The sequence below is a fragment of the Haladaptatus sp. HS23 genome (assembly GCF_056892285.1).
On the sequence record NZ_JBXGLH010000008.1, the window covers coordinates 197,332 to 213,461 of the forward strand.

The window sequence follows — 16,130 nt, forward strand, 5'->3', positions numbered from 1 at the left end:
AGAATAGTTCGCCGGGAGACCCGGTGAAACTACCCCGTGATACAGATTCCTGTTGTACGCAGTTGCTCTTAGGTGTTACGCTTGGAAAGGAAGAGGAGCACGGGTGGCACCCTCACAACGTCAGTAATTGGAATCTCTGCCTAGTTAAGCATGCCGGTACTAACAGGCGGACCAACCGCACTTCGCACTACACTTCTTGCACCCTTCGCTGATCTGCACTTGCGCTCCACAATCAGGACAGGTATCTTCGTGTGCTCCAGCACTCGATCGCTTGACTTTCACTTCTGTTTCCTGCCGGTCTTCAATGGCCCGTTGCAGTGAGATAGCAATCCCATCAGGGATGGATTGGACTTGCTGCCCTTCATCCCAGCCGACTTTCGGCGCTTGGATGTCTCGAAGTTGCTCGATCACTCGCTCAGGCCGCACACCCGACCGAAGGCTTTGAGAGATCATCCGACAGTTGCTCTCAACGAGGCTCTGGACGAAGCCACCAGACTTCTCGATCGTGCCGAAGACCTCGAATGGATCGTTGTCCTCGTCAAAGCCGATCGTCACATAGAGCGTTCCATTGCCTGTCGAGATCCGCTCGACTTCGGCATCGACCACTTTTGGACGTTCTCGTGGTTCGACAAATTTGGATTGCTCTTCGGATTCGAGGTTCACCTTGGCCAGTTGTTTTCCTCCGATGGAGACGTCCACATCGTGCTTCACCGCAAGCTCTTGGATAAGTTCTTCAGCTGCATCCTGCGAGAGATCCTCGGACTCACTGATCTCGTTGTCCGCGCGTGTCGTGAGAACCTGCTTGGTCCGGGTTCCGTCGCGATAGACCGTGACCCCCTTGCCGCCGTTCTCGTAGATGTAGCGGTACACCTCGTCCATGTCCTCCTTGCTGGCGGAGTTGGGGAAGTTACAGGTCTTCGAGATGGCCGAGTCGACACCCTCCTGACAGGCACACTGCACTGCAGCGTGTTCTTTCCCAGAGAGATCGTCAGTCGTGACGAACAGTTCTCCGATGGCGTCAGGAACCGTCTCCAGCGATTCGATCCCATCGAATTCGTTGTTTGCCATCTGTTCTTGAGCTTCTTGCTTGGCGGCGTCGACATCGATGTTGTTCGCCTCCAGCGTGCGCAGGAAGTAGTCGTCGAATTCGACGAGCATCTCGTCGCCCTGCACGTCGTCGGAGACGTTCTTGTAGTAGGCGACGTTGTAAATCGGCTCACAACCACCCGTGGTGTTGCCGATCATGGAGGTCGTCCCGGTCGGCGCGATGGTGGTCGTGTTGTGGTTGCGCATCGGGATACCGTCTTCCCACTCATCTGGATCCAACCCCGTTTGCCGTTCGATCCATTCGGGGTACTCGGACGGGTTTGCGAACTTGGAGTTCTCCCATTCGTTGAACGCACCTTTTTCTTCGGCGAGTCCACGGCTCACCTCTTTCGAGCGTTGGTTGATGTGACGCATCAACTGGCGAGCGATCTCGTTGCCTTCTTCGCTGCCGTACTCGACACCGAGCTGGATGTATAGCTGGGCCAGTCCCATGATGCCGAGTCCGATCTTGCGGTTCTCACGAACCGTCTGTTCGATCTCATCGATCGGGAACGCCGACATCGTCACGACGTTGTCTAAGAATCGCGTTCCGAATCGGATTCGCTCATTGAGCTCATTGAAGTCGATTGCGTTTGAGAGGAACCCGTCGATTGCGTCTTCAAGGTCGAAACTGTCTGCACGCCCTTCGTATCCTTCCCGGTACTGTTCCCAATTGACACCGTTTTCGACGATCGTACTCAGATTGATATGCCCGAGGTTGCAGGCCTCATACTCCTGCAGTGGCTGCTCTCCACACGGATTCGTGGCGAGGATCTCGTGCTTATTCCCGTCTCGCGTCGGCGTCGATTCGACCGGGAAGGAGTGGTCTTCGTTCATCCGATCGAGGAAGACGATACCGGGTTCGCCGTTTTCGTAAGCACCTTCTTGGATGTGCTCCCAGAGTTCTTCTGCAGGGATCTCCAGAGGTTCACCGACCGTAACGTACTCCCCGAGACCGAACCAGTCGTACATCTCTTTCGTGTATGTCGTTGCTTCATGAGGTTCGCCCGTACGAGGGTTGATGAAGGTGAAGTCTTCCTCGGCCTTGAGTGCCTCCATGAAGTCATCGGTGACTCCGACAGAGATATTGAAGTTCGAGAGATGTCCTTCGACTGCATTTCGGAACGCTGGGTCGATCCGACCGTCATCGGTCGTGTGGTCGTCGAGGATACCACGAGCCTCTTCGAGCGCGTCTCCGAAGTTGACGTGGGTCGGGTCGTCTGGGTCGTTCAGACGGAGGCTCTGGGCGAGGCTGACGTCCTTGTTCTTGGCGTGGACAAAGAAGATGACATCTGGATGCGTGATACGCATGATTCCCATCTGGGCACCACGTCGGGTCCCTCCTTGGGCAATCGTTTCACACATCTGGTCATACGACCGCATGAACGTGATCGGCCCAGAGGCGATACCGCCCGAGGACCCGACCACGTCACCGTAGGGGCGAAGGTAGCTGAATGCATACCCCATCCCACCGCCGGATTGGAAGACTTCGGCAGCTTCCCGAGCGGTATCGTAGATATCGCCAATATCGTCTTCGGGAGAATCGACGAAACATGCAGACAGTTGCTGGAGCTCGTCGCCCGCATTCATCAGCGTTGGCGAGTTCGGGATGAACTTCAGCTGTTCCATCTGGTTCTGGAACGCTTCTTTCCATCCTTTAATGAGGCCCTGGGCATCTTCGGGGATATCGTCATCTGCAAGCAGCTGATCGTACGAGATCCACTTTGCATTCTTCTCCGTGATTGGCACTGGTCCTTCTGACGAATCTTTCCCGAAGATCTCATCGATCAGTTCGTCACGTCGAGGATGATCTGGCCGTACGTGTTCTGGCTTGACTTTGACAGCCTCCCCATCATACTCGACTGCTTCCGCGACTGCGATGTTCTTTGCTACGCGGGGGAAGACGTCTTCGGGGTCTTCGATGGGATTGCCTTCGCTATCCTTGCGGGCATAGCGAGTGGGCATGATGTTCTGATAGGCGTTGTCCGAGAGGTTCTTTTTGAGGGTGGTTCCGTCCGTCCTTTTTAGTGGTAGTGTTGGGCTATCCATCGTCAGCTAAACTCCTTACCGGATTCCTTAGTACGGGCTCAATCAACATAAAACCATTCACTCTGGTATGAGAATCCAACATAAATACTATTCATAACTTATAATTTACTCATAGGAAGGGAACTATGTGTTCAAAAACACCATCCAAATTGACGGGAAGATGAGTCTGGGAAAGTTGGAACGCCAGCCGGAACGAGTGTTTCGTTACAAGGATGTCAGATGTTGGGTGGTCATCAGGCACCCACAGGGCCTTGAGATACGCCGGCTGACAGACCTACGTTTCCCCTTCTTCTTTTTAATGGTATTGGTTTCAAGGTCTCACTCTGACGAGCAGGATGAGAGATCACCATTAACGAAGAGTGGATTTTTGACGGGGGCGACGTACGCGGTCGCAAGTGCATAGGCCTTCGGCCACGACTTTGCGTAGTATTTGGCTACGGGCTTAGAACCATCGTCAGAGAGGACTGCGTCCAGTTCAATACCGGCCGATGTTTCGATATTGATCGAGTCGGGATCAGCACCAACGTCATCCAGATATTCATCAACTGCGTCTGGATTGAGAGTCAGTGTGGTAGTGAAATTCGTAGTGTTCACACCCTTTTGTCCGTAGACATTGACGTCGTCGATGAACCTCAGGGGCTTGACGTACTGCCGCGATTGTTTCCACGAATCAGGGACATAGACAGCAAGACCGGTTGGATTCCCGAGTGCGGTGACCGTGTTCTTGGCGTGGGCTTTCGACGATACTCCGAAGAAGTCCCATGCTGCATTTTCTCCCCGTTCTCCATTGTTCGTCGTTCTCAGAGACACCTTTGGTAAGGGGACTACCCCCGACTTCGTGGCTTCGAACTGTTTCGCTGCTTCGTATCGCTTTTGGACTTGCTTCTGGACACCGTTCCAATCTGCATTCTGGAATCGCCACCAGTCATAGTCACTTTCGAAGCCAAAGTTCTCGAACTGATTGACGACGGAATCGATCGAGAAATTATCATGGACAAAATATCCCGTATAGGGCCCGTATCCATCTGGATCAACGTCCATAGCTTTGGTAACGGGGGATAGTGGTTGGGTTGCTCCGATATTACGCTCCACTTTCTCGATCTTGTTTTCAGGAACCTTCTTCGGCTTAAAATCTCCGCTGAATAAGCCACTGGACTCAAGCGAAACGAAGATAGCTTCTGTCGATGCAAACCCGGTAATAGACGCGCGTTTCCCGGAACTATCACAGTTTGCTTCGGAAGTACACCCTGCTACACCCAAGGTGAGAGCAGCACCGGCAGCGGCAATGTACTTTCGACGCGTTTTCTGACTCTGGTGGTTCTTTTTGTGGTTCTTTGTCATGGTTCTGTAACCGTCCTCGATTGTAAGTAGTCCCGGGCGGATTCGAACCGCCGTCAATGGCTCCAAAGGCCATTATGATTGGCCACTACACCACGGGACTCTGATGTTGCAAACCTCGGTTGGAGGTGTTGGGTGGGCGCTTGGTTCTTGGAGCACCCACAGGGACCACTTGATTGGGCCCTTCTGCCGAATATTCTTTCCCGTTAGCAATAATTCTTTCCAAGAATAGATTTTAATCTATCATTTGTTGTGCTCCAGATCTTGACCAAGGCGGGAGGCCTGTGGACCAGATTGCCCTTGATACTTTGAGCCACGTTCTTTTCCATACGGTCTTTCGGCAGTCGAGCTCAACATGGTGAATATCAACTGGGATATCCGCATCCCGGGGGAAAGAGCGACAGGTGCCGTCCCCAAATTCGACAGCTCAAGTGTGATTTGGCCACGGTATCCGGGGTCAACAACACCAGCAGTCGCGTGAACGATAACTGCTAATCGTCCCAGTGAGGAACGACCCTCCACATGTGCAATGAGATCGTCGGGGATTTCGACCCACTCTTTGGTCGATCCCAAGACGAAATCACCCGGATGAAGAATGAATTTATCATCTGGATCGACCTCTACACGAGTCACGTATTTTTCGATTTCATCGGTGTCATTCGGGTGAATGCATGGGATGTTGGAACGCTCGAACGTGAGAAACTCCGCCCCGAGACGCAGGTCTACACTTGCAGGTTGGATCTGCATCCCTCGGTCCTCGATCGGATCGATCGTGAGGTCTCCTGAATCCAGTCGGTGCATGATGTCCCGATCGGAGAGGATACTCCGTTCTTGAGGTATGCTCATGTATTGTGGTGGGTGTTTTATGGGGTCTTGAGGATGTCCGTGACATCTTCGGCTGCCACCGCAATCTCCAGGCCTCCGATGTTGACACAGAGATCGGTGGAATTCTGGCTCCCCATGGGCTTCACCCAAGGCGGGAGACTCGTGATACGCCCTGTCCGTTCTCGTTCTTTCTTGCTGTCCCAGAATTCAATAGTCATTCCCTCCGAAAAGTCCTCGAGAGAGTACACGCCCTCGTGGTTCTGTTGGGTTGTGTGGTTCTTTGGCATGGTTCCGTCCTCATTCAGAATACTAGACCTTTATACTTAAATGTACCGAATATGGTTCAATTTATAGTTGGCCAAGGATCGTTTCTGAGTTCTCATCGTCATTTCATCGAATAAAACAATCCCTAACTGTTTGTCATTGTGAATGAACTGGAGTCCACTCTGTCACCAAAGAGAACTAGATGTCCGCATTTCGTAATCGTTCCTAGCTAGAACTTTCTGAATGATATGTGGAACCTCTTGTTCGTGCACATCGGGTTCGGTAATCACTTCATGATCCATGGATTCGATACGACGAAGCGAAACGCTCGATGAGGCTTCTTTTGAAAAGTAATACTCGGACCCCCCTCCACAGACCATGAGCAGAGGTTTCCCACTCATGTACCCGGTGTGCACAATTCCGGCAACCATTACTTGCCGGTTGGATACCGGGTTCTTGAAGCCCTCCGTCACTTCGTGCGGTACCAAACAACGTAGGTGGCACTTTGCTTCTTCTTTTGAATCCGTCCTGAATCAGCGAGCGAATCGAGATATTTGAACGCAGTTCGTTGTGGGATGTCGACCAGATCAGATATCTCTCCGGTTGAATACGGTTCGTGGGGTTCCATTGCTTCGAAGACATCATCTTTTGTGATCCCATGCTTCGAGGCAAATGCACCCCCGTCTTTCCGTTCTCGATCGTCCTGCTCGTCGTCAGCCATTGGCAGCAATACCAGACGGGCATACTTATCCCTTGCCCAATTAAGCACATATCTCGGGGGCAGGGAGGGGGGGTGTCCTGAGAATTGGTGGGTGGGGGAGGGGGGTGTCCTGAGAAGACGTCACCGATCTAAAGGCATTTTCAAGTGCGGTCGGCCTGTTTGGTGCTCTTTCTCTAAAATCTCGCCGAGAGCTTCGACGCGGGTTAACGATTTCATGATGTCGATCACCATATCAGCAGGCACAGCGAGCCGATACTCGTAGAAGGTACCTTCCTTGTATCCACCTGATTGAGAGTAGTCTAAGACATTGTACAACTCTAAATCACGAAGGTTGTCTCGAACACGACGAATGACATTCACATCTGCCCCAATCTCGCCAGCAAGAATGCGATAGTGAGAATAGAGATCTCGGCTCCGTGCTGGGGTTTCCCCGTGAATAGACATTCGAACAGCAGCAGCAAGAGTGAGGTGATCTTGAGTAGTGAGGCTTTCAATACCGTCTTCAATGAATTCACGCTCGATCTGCTCCTGTGCGTCACGCACGTGCGATTCAGTCACGTACGATTCACCAGCGTCATCCACAATACGACATGCTTTGAATAGATATTTTATCGCCTGCCGAGCACTCCCCTTATTCTGGGCAGCGAAGGCAGAACACAGTGGAATGACATCATCGTCTAAGACCTCACTAGTGAACGACGTGACAATCCCTTCGTCATCGGTCTCAACAGAGGTATCTCGAAGAGCCTTTGCAGCACGTCGCTTGAGAATATTCCGCAGCTGATTTGCATCGTACGGAGGGAACTCGATTTCCTCATCACAGAGGGTATCCTTGACCTTTGGCCGAAGATTTTCACGGAATTGGAAGTCGTTCGAGATCCCAATGATTGCGATGTTCACATCCTCGTCGATATATTCGTTCCGACGCGCACGTGGGAGCTCATAGAGGACGTCGTCATCGTTGCCAATCGAATCGATCTCGTCGAGAACTATGATGACAGTGCCTCCGATTTTGTTGATCTCGTCGAAGGCCATCTCGAAGAGGTCCTGTTGCTGGTAGCCTTTTGGCTTCTCTGCTCCAGGCCCTCTAAGTTCCTTCACCAGCTGTTGGATGACATGGTAGGACTTCTTCAGGCTATTACACCGAACCCGGTAAACAGAAATATCTACGTTCGGGTTGTCCTTTGTCTCTCGCTGTAATTGGTCCGTTTTGACCTTCACTGCTGCTGTTTTCCCCTGCCCCGTTTTTCCATAGATAAATGCATTGAGCGGTGAGCCTCCCTGGGCTGCAAACTTCAGAACACTATGTAACTCAGATAGCTTATCCCGTCGTTCCGGGAGCGTATCCGGAGTGTAGTCCTTCTGAAGTTTGTCGGGATCCGAGAAAATCCCGCTCTCTCCAGTGAATGATTGCATACACAATTGACATACGTCCACCCCCATAAACCCCCCCTGTCCTCAGAATCACGAGAGTCCCGAGAATTACACGGGGGGAGGGGGGTGTCCCGAGAAGAAGTCTCCAAGAAGAACCCCTGGGAGAATAACCAATATTTATCTAGTGACGATATCGTCTAAAATAACTAATTCGTCTCTAGTACGGGTATCGTACTCTGACGTGGTACTTAGTATTTCCCCTCGTTCAAAACACGTGTCTCTACCCCTGCCTACTCTTGGACGCGATTTCTCGGGACACCCCCCTCCCCCTCCCTCCAGATGATCTCATCGACTTCTCGGGACACCCCCCTCCCTACACTTCGACGTGAGCACTCGAAAAGAGGAGTGTCTTTCCCTTATAATAAAACGAGCACCGGAAGCAGCGGAACCGGGGGTGGGTGGCCGACAGCAACAAAATTACTCAGCTTTCGAAGCACCGTACCAGGCTGCTATTCCCAACCCGATCGCTACAAGACCTCCAGAATCACCGTTCGCGAGCATTATGAACCCAGCGAGAGGGAAGAGTAGCATGACGCCACCTACGATAATTGTACCCATCCCCATTATTCACCCTCTCCTTCATTCACAGCGTTCTTGTAGTCCATGAGTGTTTCTACGTTATGGTATTGTCCGCAATTATCCAAATCAGCAAGCTCTATCCCGAGGGTTGCATTCCGACCTGCAACTCTTCCCTCGTAGACGAATTCAATGGTCTCACCATTCTCCAGCTTTTCAAAGTCTTCGTCTGTTAATCCGATTTTCATTTCACGTGACTCCATCTCTCTCCGGCTTTTAGTTTCCGAACGTCATCTTCTCGTGATTTGCTTTCCTGTTCGAGGTAGGTCATCGTACACTGTTCGCACACAGCTTTCACTACGTAGGTCCATCCACCACCATCGTAACAGAAGTCCACGATTTCGAACTTCACCGGCTCCTGGCAGGGACCATCGTACTCACACTCACGCGGGACTGGTTCCTCCCCGAATAAAGACGCTTGCGTGGTTTCTATGCCATTCTGATGATCACTGCTACTCGTCATCGTTGATCAGACTCTTGTAGCTCGGGGTTCACTATACTTTCCCACGCTCTTAGTGCGTCTTGGGGTTGCATGTCAAAATACATCGACCAAACACTCTCTATCGGGCCTGCCTCTCCGAGAGTTGTCCGTGGAGCGCCCTTACAGGATGCAGGACAGTCTGGATCTTCGCACTCGTGTCTGGAGCCCATTGCATAGACGTGACTGTTGGGTGTTTCCATCACGTGTGTTTGCATCCCTCTATATTCCGCGACGAAGAGTGTTTTATCCATGTACTGGCCCCCCTCGATCTCGCCACTCTTTAAACAGTACCGAGTACAGGTTCACCGACACCCAATACTGATCGCACTCCCAACAGTGTAATCCCCAGACAGACGTTGATCCACCGATTACACTGTCCCCGGTAGACTCGACACCGAACATCTTAACGAACAGTGGCCGCTCACCTGCACTCGCCTGCTCTGCCTGCTCTTCACACGGCCAATCGGTCCCACATCCGGGGCACACTTTCGTCCACCCTGGAAATACTCCAAGGAAGTCACTGCTAGTCTCCTCGTGACCAATCCCTGTGTCGTAATCAGCGTCCTCGTTTACTCCCATAGTTCCTCCCAGTCCCAATAGACGATCTCTACCGTCGTCTGGTCGTGAATCTCCTCGCCGGGGTAGTACCCGCGTAGCTCATCGAGGAGTTCGTCGGTATCTCGGTAGTTCCGATGGCCATCGAAGTCCATCGTCGTGGCCATATTGACGGTTGTGTACCCACGGTCATTGACGATGGCCGACGCGAACCGTTCGCCGTCCTCGTCGCATAGTTTGAACCGACTCCCGATAGTGAAATCCTCGTACTCAAGGCCGAGACGGAGCGTTACCGTCTTCTGGCCTTTGAGTATCGGCTCTTTGTGCTTGTCGGCGAACTTGAGTCGGGCAGTCTCCGTCTCACATCTTGCGCCAGTCATGCTTGCACCCATTCCGGGTATTCCCCGGCAAATCTGTCTAAGTCTCCCTTCCGAATCGGACGAGAAACGTCACACATGACGCACACCATTCGCGTTTGTGGGCCGCCTTTCTCGTCGTTCACCGGATTCAACTGGTGTCCTGCGTGCGTTGCACACATCGGCAAGTCGTCGTCTGTCATCCCGTCGCACAACGCACGAATCTTCTCGGGGACTTGCTGATTACGTTCTACGTCTTTCACACAAAATCACCGAGTCCTGTAGCGTAGCCGCTCTTATCGTAAGTCGCGTTGGCTTTCTTTTTCACGTCCACCTTCGCACCGGGGACACCAGCCTTCCTACCAAGATCGTAGCCCGCTTGTTTCGCGTCCAGCTCGAACTCGGGTACATCGCCGTCGATGACCTTACCAACGTCACTTCGACGTTTCTCCGGGTCTCGTTTTCGCTCCGAGCAACCAAGTCTGTAGCCATCACAAAACAGACTGATCCACCTCTTGCGGTCAGTACGCGGGGACTCTTGCGCATCAGTCACGCGAGATGCACCTCGTTCCCGACACACTCGCCTATGAAGGCCAGTATTTCCGCTGGAATTTTCCCTTTCTGTTCGATGGTCCCGTGAACCACTTGGTAGAAGTGTCGTTCGTGAGACGCAAGGTCATCCAGTCTTCCGGCAGGGATGCCGTCTGTTTCAGGGCCGACAGCGCCACGGATGATTTCCTTCAGCGTTTCGCTTGGCGGCTCGCCGTCGTATTCTTCGGGCGCGTGTTCCGTCGAGAGCCACTTCCCCGCGCCTTGGTTGCGCTCGTAAATGCAGATACCAGTGTCTTCGCTGATGTTCATCCAGAACGAGAACAGCGGGTTACCGTCTTCGTCCTCGCCGTAGCGGTAGAACCGCCACGAGTGGGGATCGTGGTGCTGCAGGATACCCTTCGAAGACACACCGTTATTTGACACAGGCAACCACCTCGTAATCGCTGTTCGTGATTTTCTGACTACCTGCGGGAAAGTCACCGAAATCGCGAGACTCACGGGTAAACTCCTCACCACAGTCAAGACACTCAACATCAGCGAGACCATCCACGTACTCGGAGGGACGATCTCGAACATTGCCACCACAGGACGGACACTTGACCGCTTGCCCGTACTCGTTGAAGATATCGAAGTCATTTATCTCGTCCCAGTGGCACCGTACGACCTGCTTACCAAGGATGTCATGGTGGTCTGCGTTCGAAAGGTGATCGCAGTGTAGACACCGCGTGAATACCTCCTCGTCGGTTGTTCGGTAGACGTCTTTGTCCTCGTTTGGACGCGGGTCGTCATGCCGCATGGCAAACTCTTTGAGTCTCTCGAATGCTTCTTCAACGTCTTCTCCCCATGTACTGAACACGGATTCCCCGTACATTCCGCTGATGTTCACGCGATCCTCGGCAGCCTCGATCTTTATCTCACCGACGAGTGCATAGTCGAAGCCGAAACTACTGCCTTCCTGATCTTCGTTGCGCTTCGTTGATCCAGTATCACTCATCATCATCACCCATCCATTCTGGCAGTTCTGCCTCTTCCCATGTGACGGCATTCGACCACCCTTTCATGGAACAGGTGTCGCACTCGTACTTGACCCCACTGTCACATTCTAATTCATGGAGAGTGCCATCACAGTCTCCATACGGTTTACATTCATCCCCTTCTTGGGGAGTGACACACCGCCATTCGTAGCATTTGTTACTGCACCACCGCTTATCGTTCACTTGCTCAACGTGACCGTCACAGTCTGGGTTCGGACAACCGTCACCAACCTCTGGGACGTGCTTTTCATGGATTTCACGGTCACCGAGCTTGGTGAGGACACTCATTTCAAAACTGTCGTCGTACAGTTTCTGGTGCCACTCCCCGTTGATCTTAAGGAACTGTCCTGGCTTCACCACGGCAGAACCGTGGGATTCGTCGGTGCTCATCTCATCATCACCTGCCTATCATAGGCACAATCGTCGCATTCGTCGTAAACCAGTGGTATTGTTCCGTGACGCGGGCAGAAGGCTTCAACAGAGACATCCTCTGGATCGGACTCACAGTCAGGATGCTCGGCGTGTTCCTCAGGAGTCTCTCCCCTGTCTCGAAGTTGGTAACCGTGCTCGAATTCCTGTTCATACTCGCAGCAGTCACACGACACTCGGATCCAAGCACCCGATATCTCCTCGGCCTTTTCGAGGTCTGTCTTGTGATCGTTTGCTTCACTAAGGATCTTATTACCAACCTTTCTCATCGTCTCCCAGTCGGCTTTGATCTCGCCCAGCTCCGTCTCTAATATGATGTCATCGCCCTCCGACCGCACACGAAGCGTCCCGTCCATTTCACCCATATCTACACCACCTCTACTCGGATGTCCTGAACGTCCCAAAACGAGGGTGTGTCGACTGATTCCTCGGCTGCTTCTTTACTACTCGCATCCAGGTATTGGTGTTTGTGCGCAGTCGTCGACACTTGCCATTGCTCCCCGACACGCTCGACACGTTGGCTTTCAACACTGTAATCTGCCGATGGCGAATCGTCTGCTCGATCTTGCGCCGTTTCCTGATCGATGTCGTTGGCGTCGAAGTATTCGTGGTTGAATGCCGTTACCGTGACTTGGTAGTGCTGTTTTTCACACATGGTTTGGTGGATTTGTGGTATCGGATTGGTCCTAATAACGCCGTCCTCTACCGCATGCCATGCTTAGTTAGGCATGGTTAAATAACTACCGAATAACAAATTCACTGCTACAGAAAATGGCTTCTCTTCGGGTTTTTCAAATCGGTATGAATGGAACACTCCGCCAGTGGGTGCCGTTCTTTCCAGCGTTGCCGTAGGTTGTCCCCAATCCTTTCGGACTTGGTGGAGACGACCGTAGCCGCGATCCAGCGTGTTGTCACGACGACCCCTGTTATAGGTTCGTCGCTGTGGCCCCTACTGGAGCTGCGACAGAAAGTCATATTCTGTCGCTTACGGGGATCTCCCTCGGAGATATCTAATAACACCCAGACTGGGTTTGTAAAGATATCCGTCAATATCCACCATCAACACCACTGTATTTATGTACCCAACAGACTATCTAAAAGATGGTATAGGAGTGCTTCCGATCACCCGATCGGGTTTCACGTCCGCATCCGTTTCTGTCGTTCGTCTGTTTTCGAAACCGGTTTGATATACGCGTCCACACTTACTTCTAACCGATTTTTGATCATCCCTCCATTATCACTACGCTCCCTTGCAGCGTGATAGTGTCTTTCGACCTGTGTCACTTCGAATTTTTCAGACTGTACATACTCGGCATCTGGGTCACGAAACTGGACCTCGTGTATTCGTTCACCATCCTTCTCGTACCATCCAAATTCAACTATTTCTCCTTCTTTGGGTTCTGGTATCTCCCCTGATAGTGTGAATTCATCTTCGGGGATAACCATACTATCATCTTTTTTCGATTCTCGGATGAATTCAATGGTGTGGAGTAGGTCCTTCATGGTCACTTGGCGACTTTGAACGAGATACCTGGGTGCGCATCGTATTCGTGGAGTTGTATATCGTCTGCCATGAGCTCGTCCAGTGGTTTATCTGCAATTTGGATCTCTGGTCGATCTTTCGGAGCTCGTGTGGTTTGGCGGATGAGTCCAGGGAGGTGATCGTATCCATCATCGGCAGGGGCTTCGCTCTCGATCCACCCCGAGATTCCTGTGTAATCCTCTTTTTTGAGTGCTCGTTTGAACTGTCCCTTCACTTCTCTGAGGTTGTCGCGGTACCACTCACCCCGTTCGCCTTTCCCGCAATAGATGTGCGAATCGACGATGGTGTGCGAGAAGGTTCCGGGAACGAATCCTGTTTGTTGTGCAACGATGTGAGTGATCAACGCGTATGCGGCGATGTTGAACGGTATTCCCAGACCGATATCCCCGGAGCGCTGGGTGAGGTGAGTGTTCAACCGATCACCTTGGACGTTGAAGACAAACGAATAGTGGCACGGTGGAAGCTTACTCACTGCTGCGTTAGCGGGGTGCCATGCGTTGACGACGAGTCGACGAGAATTCGGGTTCTCCTGCAGCTGGTCAATCACGTACTGGAGTTGGTCGAACGTCTGTTCATCGTCATTCACCCACCGATGCGTGTCATCTGGCCATGCTTCGCCTGGGAGACCGTCGTCGGGGATTGGATATCGTCGCCAAAAGCGCCCGTAGGCGGTTTCCAGCTTTCCTTCATCGTCAGCCCATGCATCCCAGATCTTCGTTTCTTCTCGGAGATTCTTGATGTGCTCTTCCCCGGAGAAGTACCAGAGTAGCTCGTGGATTAACGAATTCCAGCGGTATCCTTCCATGTGCTTGGTCGTCAGAAGGGGGAATCCGTTCTGCAGGTCGATATCGTAGTGCTGGCTGAACGATGAGATCGTGTCGACGCCAGTACGGTTCGGTTTGTAGGTCCCGTCCTTGAGGGTGTTTTTGATTAGGTTCTTGTACTGCTTCACATATTTCTTGACTAGTGCGAGGATAATAAGAGTGTCCATTATGGGGATAGAGCCACTGCTACTCTCTTGAAGACCGACAGCCCACGCTCAATTAAGCAAGCATACTCACCTGGCGCAAGAAGAAACCTCGCCGAAAACGAAAGAGGGAATGTTACGACTCAGTCGAAGTTCAGGGTCGACTGTACGGTTTTGGGCGCGTTGGCCGTTACTGCATCATCGACAGTAATCGTCGAGACACCTGGGTCTGGGTAGTTTTCCTGGACTGATTGAATCGATTTGTTCCGGAGGATATTCTGGGCGACGGAAACTGACTCATCGAATACCTCGTTCCCGAGCTTCCGACGTGCTCCGAACGTCTTGAGCGGTTCCCCGTCAATCGTTATATTGTAGTCTTTGCACAGGTTCTTGAGCCGATTCCGTGTTCCTCGGCAGCTGATCGCTGGAGGGCTAACTTCGAGGTCTCGAAGGACGACATCGATCCCATGCGCATCAAGAAGGTAGTCGACCTCCTCGCTCGTGAACCCTGCCGATTCCAGACCTTCCGTTGCAGTTCTCTTCCTTGTTGGCGTGTGACCTGTCTCGAAGACAATCCAGTCGTCGATCGGGGGATTTTGGATACGGTAGTACGTTTGGAGCATGTCACAGAGCTCGGATCCAAGATTAATGGACTCTGTCTCTTGGCTTCGGCCAAGGACTTTGATGGTTCCGGCGTCGAAATTGACATCTTCCCAGGTTAGACCACTCCGTCCTTCCCGTGAGTCCTTGCTTGAATTGACGATTTCTGCGGTTTCGACACCGCCGTACGCTAAGAGGTGGAACAGCACGTTATCGCGCATGTACGCGAGCAAATTGTCTTTCGACTGTTCAAGGGCGTGGGTGGCGCGCTGGTCAACAACCTCGAGAAGACGGCTCCGTTTTTCATCGTCCCAGACTTGGCGATCCTTTGGTTGTTCGTCTGGGAGCTGGTCGGTTACCGAGTTGTGGCCTGCGTAGTGCGCGGGAGTGTGCTCCTGTTGCCAGCACCAGGATGAGAATGAGCTTACGTACCGGAAGTATGTTCGTGCGGTAGTGGGCTTGATCTCGCCGTCGTCTCCTTGGCTAAGGGTAGCCATGTAGTGCGCATAGTCTCGGAAGACATCAGTCGACAATTGGTCGAGATCGGTGATGCCGTTGGCTGCGAGCCAGGGGAGGAAGCGCTGTTCGATGCTGTATTTGGCGTTCGAACGGTAGTTTCCGCTCTTGTTGCCTTTGGCGATGCTGTCGAAGTAGTCGTCGATGGTGGTGGTGATCTGGGTCATGATGATCGTAGTGGTGGTTTTCGTGGGCCTACGTAGGTCGATTAGCTAAGTTATTACTCTGTGTAGGACTATCCTCAAATTCAACCAGAGTCGGAGTCCTCCATAATACCCCATACAAGGCGTGAGCTTAAAAATCTAACGACTCATTAGCTACGAACTACAAACGAAATATATGCGTCAAAATGTAGTTTACGAGTAGAAAACTATACTAGTCACCAGGCTCGATATACTACTAGAGACACGATGCCACTTGCACAAGTTCCAATAGAACTAGACGAAATAGAACACGATATCTTAACCGAACTCAGTGAAGGACGCTGCACTCCAGGATATCTCGCCAAACAATTGGACAAATCACAACCCTACATCTCCGAAAACCTCAAACAACTCCGCCGATTCCAGCTCGTCGAAAAGCTGCACCGGGGCCTTTACGAGATCACCGACCTCGGCGAAGACCATCTCTAGAAGCACAAACCCCGGGAAAGACACCCGAAACCCACCTTCCTCTATCAACACCCCTTGTCTTGACTGTATCATATCTATCTGGATGGCCAATACAGGCCTGATAAACCACATACCGCTATACTAAACTGAGGCACCTCCGTCAAAGAAGCGCGGACCCGATCACCCACATCAC

General features: G+C 52.1%; 19 protein-coding genes, 1 tRNA gene and 1 pseudogene. 1 reads left to right on the forward strand and 20 read right to left on the reverse strand.

Going from position 1 to position 16,130, the window contains the following annotated elements; genetic code table 11:
- Window positions 1–159: 159 nt before the first annotated feature.
- The 19 genes from AC1XDK_RS20775 to AC1XDK_RS20865 all read right to left on the reverse strand — a co-directional run bounded on the left by AC1XDK_RS20775 (window position 160) and on the right by AC1XDK_RS20865 (window position 15,493).
- Entirely contained in the window at window positions 160–3,135 is a 2,976-nt protein-coding gene (locus tag AC1XDK_RS20775) for an adenosylcobalamin-dependent ribonucleoside-diphosphate reductase (RefSeq protein WP_483351888.1), read from the reverse strand.
- A gap of 318 nt (window positions 3,136–3,453) precedes the next feature.
- Window positions 3,454–4,476 carry a hypothetical protein gene (locus tag AC1XDK_RS20780; protein WP_483351889.1) on the reverse strand — a complete coding sequence of 341 codons (1,023 nt, stop codon included), beginning with the start codon at window positions 4,474–4,476 and terminating at the stop codon, window positions 3,454–3,456.
- A gap of 27 nt (window positions 4,477–4,503) precedes the next feature.
- Window positions 4,504–4,576: transfer RNA gene (locus AC1XDK_RS20785), tRNA-Gln, on the reverse strand.
- A 140-nt stretch (window positions 4,577–4,716) separates the two neighbouring features.
- Complete coding sequence (dcd, locus tag AC1XDK_RS20790) at window positions 4,717–5,319, reverse strand: dCTP deaminase (RefSeq protein WP_483351890.1); 603 nt, start codon at window positions 5,317–5,319, stop codon at window positions 4,717–4,719.
- Between the two features lie 17 nt (window positions 5,320–5,336).
- The gene (locus AC1XDK_RS20795; RefSeq protein ID WP_483351891.1) at window positions 5,337–5,585 is read right to left on the reverse strand and encodes a hypothetical protein; all 249 of its coding nucleotides are present in this window, start codon (window positions 5,583–5,585) and stop codon (window positions 5,337–5,339) included.
- A gap of 446 nt (window positions 5,586–6,031) precedes the next feature.
- Window positions 6,032–6,283: a helix-turn-helix domain-containing protein gene (locus AC1XDK_RS20800; protein ID WP_483351892.1), complete on the reverse strand. Its 252-nt coding sequence runs from the start codon at window positions 6,281–6,283 to the stop codon at window positions 6,032–6,034.
- A 120-nt stretch (window positions 6,284–6,403) separates the two neighbouring features.
- On the reverse strand, window positions 6,404–7,699 hold the full coding sequence (locus AC1XDK_RS20805; RefSeq protein WP_483351893.1) for a Cdc6/Cdc18 family protein: 1,296 nt from the start codon (window positions 7,697–7,699) through the stop codon (window positions 6,404–6,406).
- 581 nt (window positions 7,700–8,280) lie between these two features.
- Complete coding sequence (locus AC1XDK_RS20810; RefSeq protein ID WP_483351894.1) at window positions 8,281–8,496, reverse strand: hypothetical protein; 216 nt, start codon at window positions 8,494–8,496, stop codon at window positions 8,281–8,283.
- An 847-nt stretch (window positions 8,497–9,343) separates the two neighbouring features.
- Window positions 9,344–9,709: a hypothetical protein gene (locus AC1XDK_RS20815; RefSeq protein WP_483351895.1), complete on the reverse strand. Its 366-nt coding sequence runs from the start codon at window positions 9,707–9,709 to the stop codon at window positions 9,344–9,346.
- On the reverse strand, window positions 9,706–9,948 hold the full coding sequence (locus tag AC1XDK_RS20820) for a hypothetical protein (protein WP_483351896.1): 243 nt from the start codon (window positions 9,946–9,948) through the stop codon (window positions 9,706–9,708). Before AC1XDK_RS20820 ends, AC1XDK_RS20815 begins: the two co-directional genes overlap by 4 nt.
- Window positions 9,945–10,238, reverse strand: a complete 294-nt coding sequence (locus AC1XDK_RS20825) for a hypothetical protein (RefSeq protein WP_483351897.1) — start codon at window positions 10,236–10,238, stop codon at window positions 9,945–9,947. Before AC1XDK_RS20825 ends, AC1XDK_RS20820 begins: the two co-directional genes overlap by 4 nt.
- Window positions 10,235–10,660, reverse strand: coding sequence for a hypothetical protein (locus tag AC1XDK_RS20830; protein ID WP_483351898.1), 426 nt, complete (start codon window positions 10,658–10,660; stop codon window positions 10,235–10,237). Before AC1XDK_RS20830 ends, AC1XDK_RS20825 begins: the two co-directional genes overlap by 4 nt.
- Window positions 10,650–11,231: a hypothetical protein gene (locus tag AC1XDK_RS20835; RefSeq protein WP_483351899.1), complete on the reverse strand. Its 582-nt coding sequence runs from the start codon at window positions 11,229–11,231 to the stop codon at window positions 10,650–10,652. Before AC1XDK_RS20835 ends, AC1XDK_RS20830 begins: the two co-directional genes overlap by 11 nt.
- Window positions 11,224–11,661, reverse strand: a complete 438-nt coding sequence (locus AC1XDK_RS20840; protein WP_483351900.1) for a hypothetical protein — start codon at window positions 11,659–11,661, stop codon at window positions 11,224–11,226. Before AC1XDK_RS20840 ends, AC1XDK_RS20835 begins: the two co-directional genes overlap by 8 nt.
- Window positions 11,658–12,065, reverse strand: coding sequence for a hypothetical protein (locus AC1XDK_RS20845; protein WP_483351902.1), 408 nt, complete (start codon window positions 12,063–12,065; stop codon window positions 11,658–11,660). Before AC1XDK_RS20845 ends, AC1XDK_RS20840 begins: the two co-directional genes overlap by 4 nt.
- A gap of 2 nt (window positions 12,066–12,067) precedes the next feature.
- A complete protein-coding gene (locus AC1XDK_RS20850; protein WP_483351903.1) occupies window positions 12,068–12,355 on the reverse strand; it encodes a hypothetical protein in 288 nt (95 codons plus the stop codon).
- Between the two features lie 482 nt (window positions 12,356–12,837).
- Window positions 12,838–13,203 carry a hypothetical protein gene (locus AC1XDK_RS20855; protein ID WP_483351904.1) on the reverse strand — a complete coding sequence of 122 codons (366 nt, stop codon included), beginning with the start codon at window positions 13,201–13,203 and terminating at the stop codon, window positions 12,838–12,840.
- Between the two features lie 2 nt (window positions 13,204–13,205).
- Window positions 13,206–14,195 carry a thymidylate synthase gene (gene thyA, locus AC1XDK_RS20860; protein WP_483351905.1) on the reverse strand — a complete coding sequence of 330 codons (990 nt, stop codon included), beginning with the start codon at window positions 14,193–14,195 and terminating at the stop codon, window positions 13,206–13,208.
- 158 nt (window positions 14,196–14,353) lie between these two features.
- Entirely contained in the window at window positions 14,354–15,493 is a 1,140-nt protein-coding gene (locus AC1XDK_RS20865) for a tyrosine-type recombinase/integrase (RefSeq protein ID WP_483351906.1), read from the reverse strand.
- Window positions 15,494–15,736: 243 nt separating this feature from the next.
- Here AC1XDK_RS20865 and AC1XDK_RS20870 point away from each other — a divergent pair.
- Window positions 15,737–15,847, forward strand: a pseudogene (locus tag AC1XDK_RS20870) (hypothetical protein); the annotation flags it as partial.
- Here the strand turns inward: AC1XDK_RS20870 and AC1XDK_RS20875 are convergent.
- Window positions 15,848–16,069, reverse strand: a complete 222-nt coding sequence (locus AC1XDK_RS20875; RefSeq protein ID WP_483351931.1) for a hypothetical protein — start codon at window positions 16,067–16,069, stop codon at window positions 15,848–15,850.
- Between the last annotated feature and the right edge of the window lie 61 nt (window positions 16,070–16,130).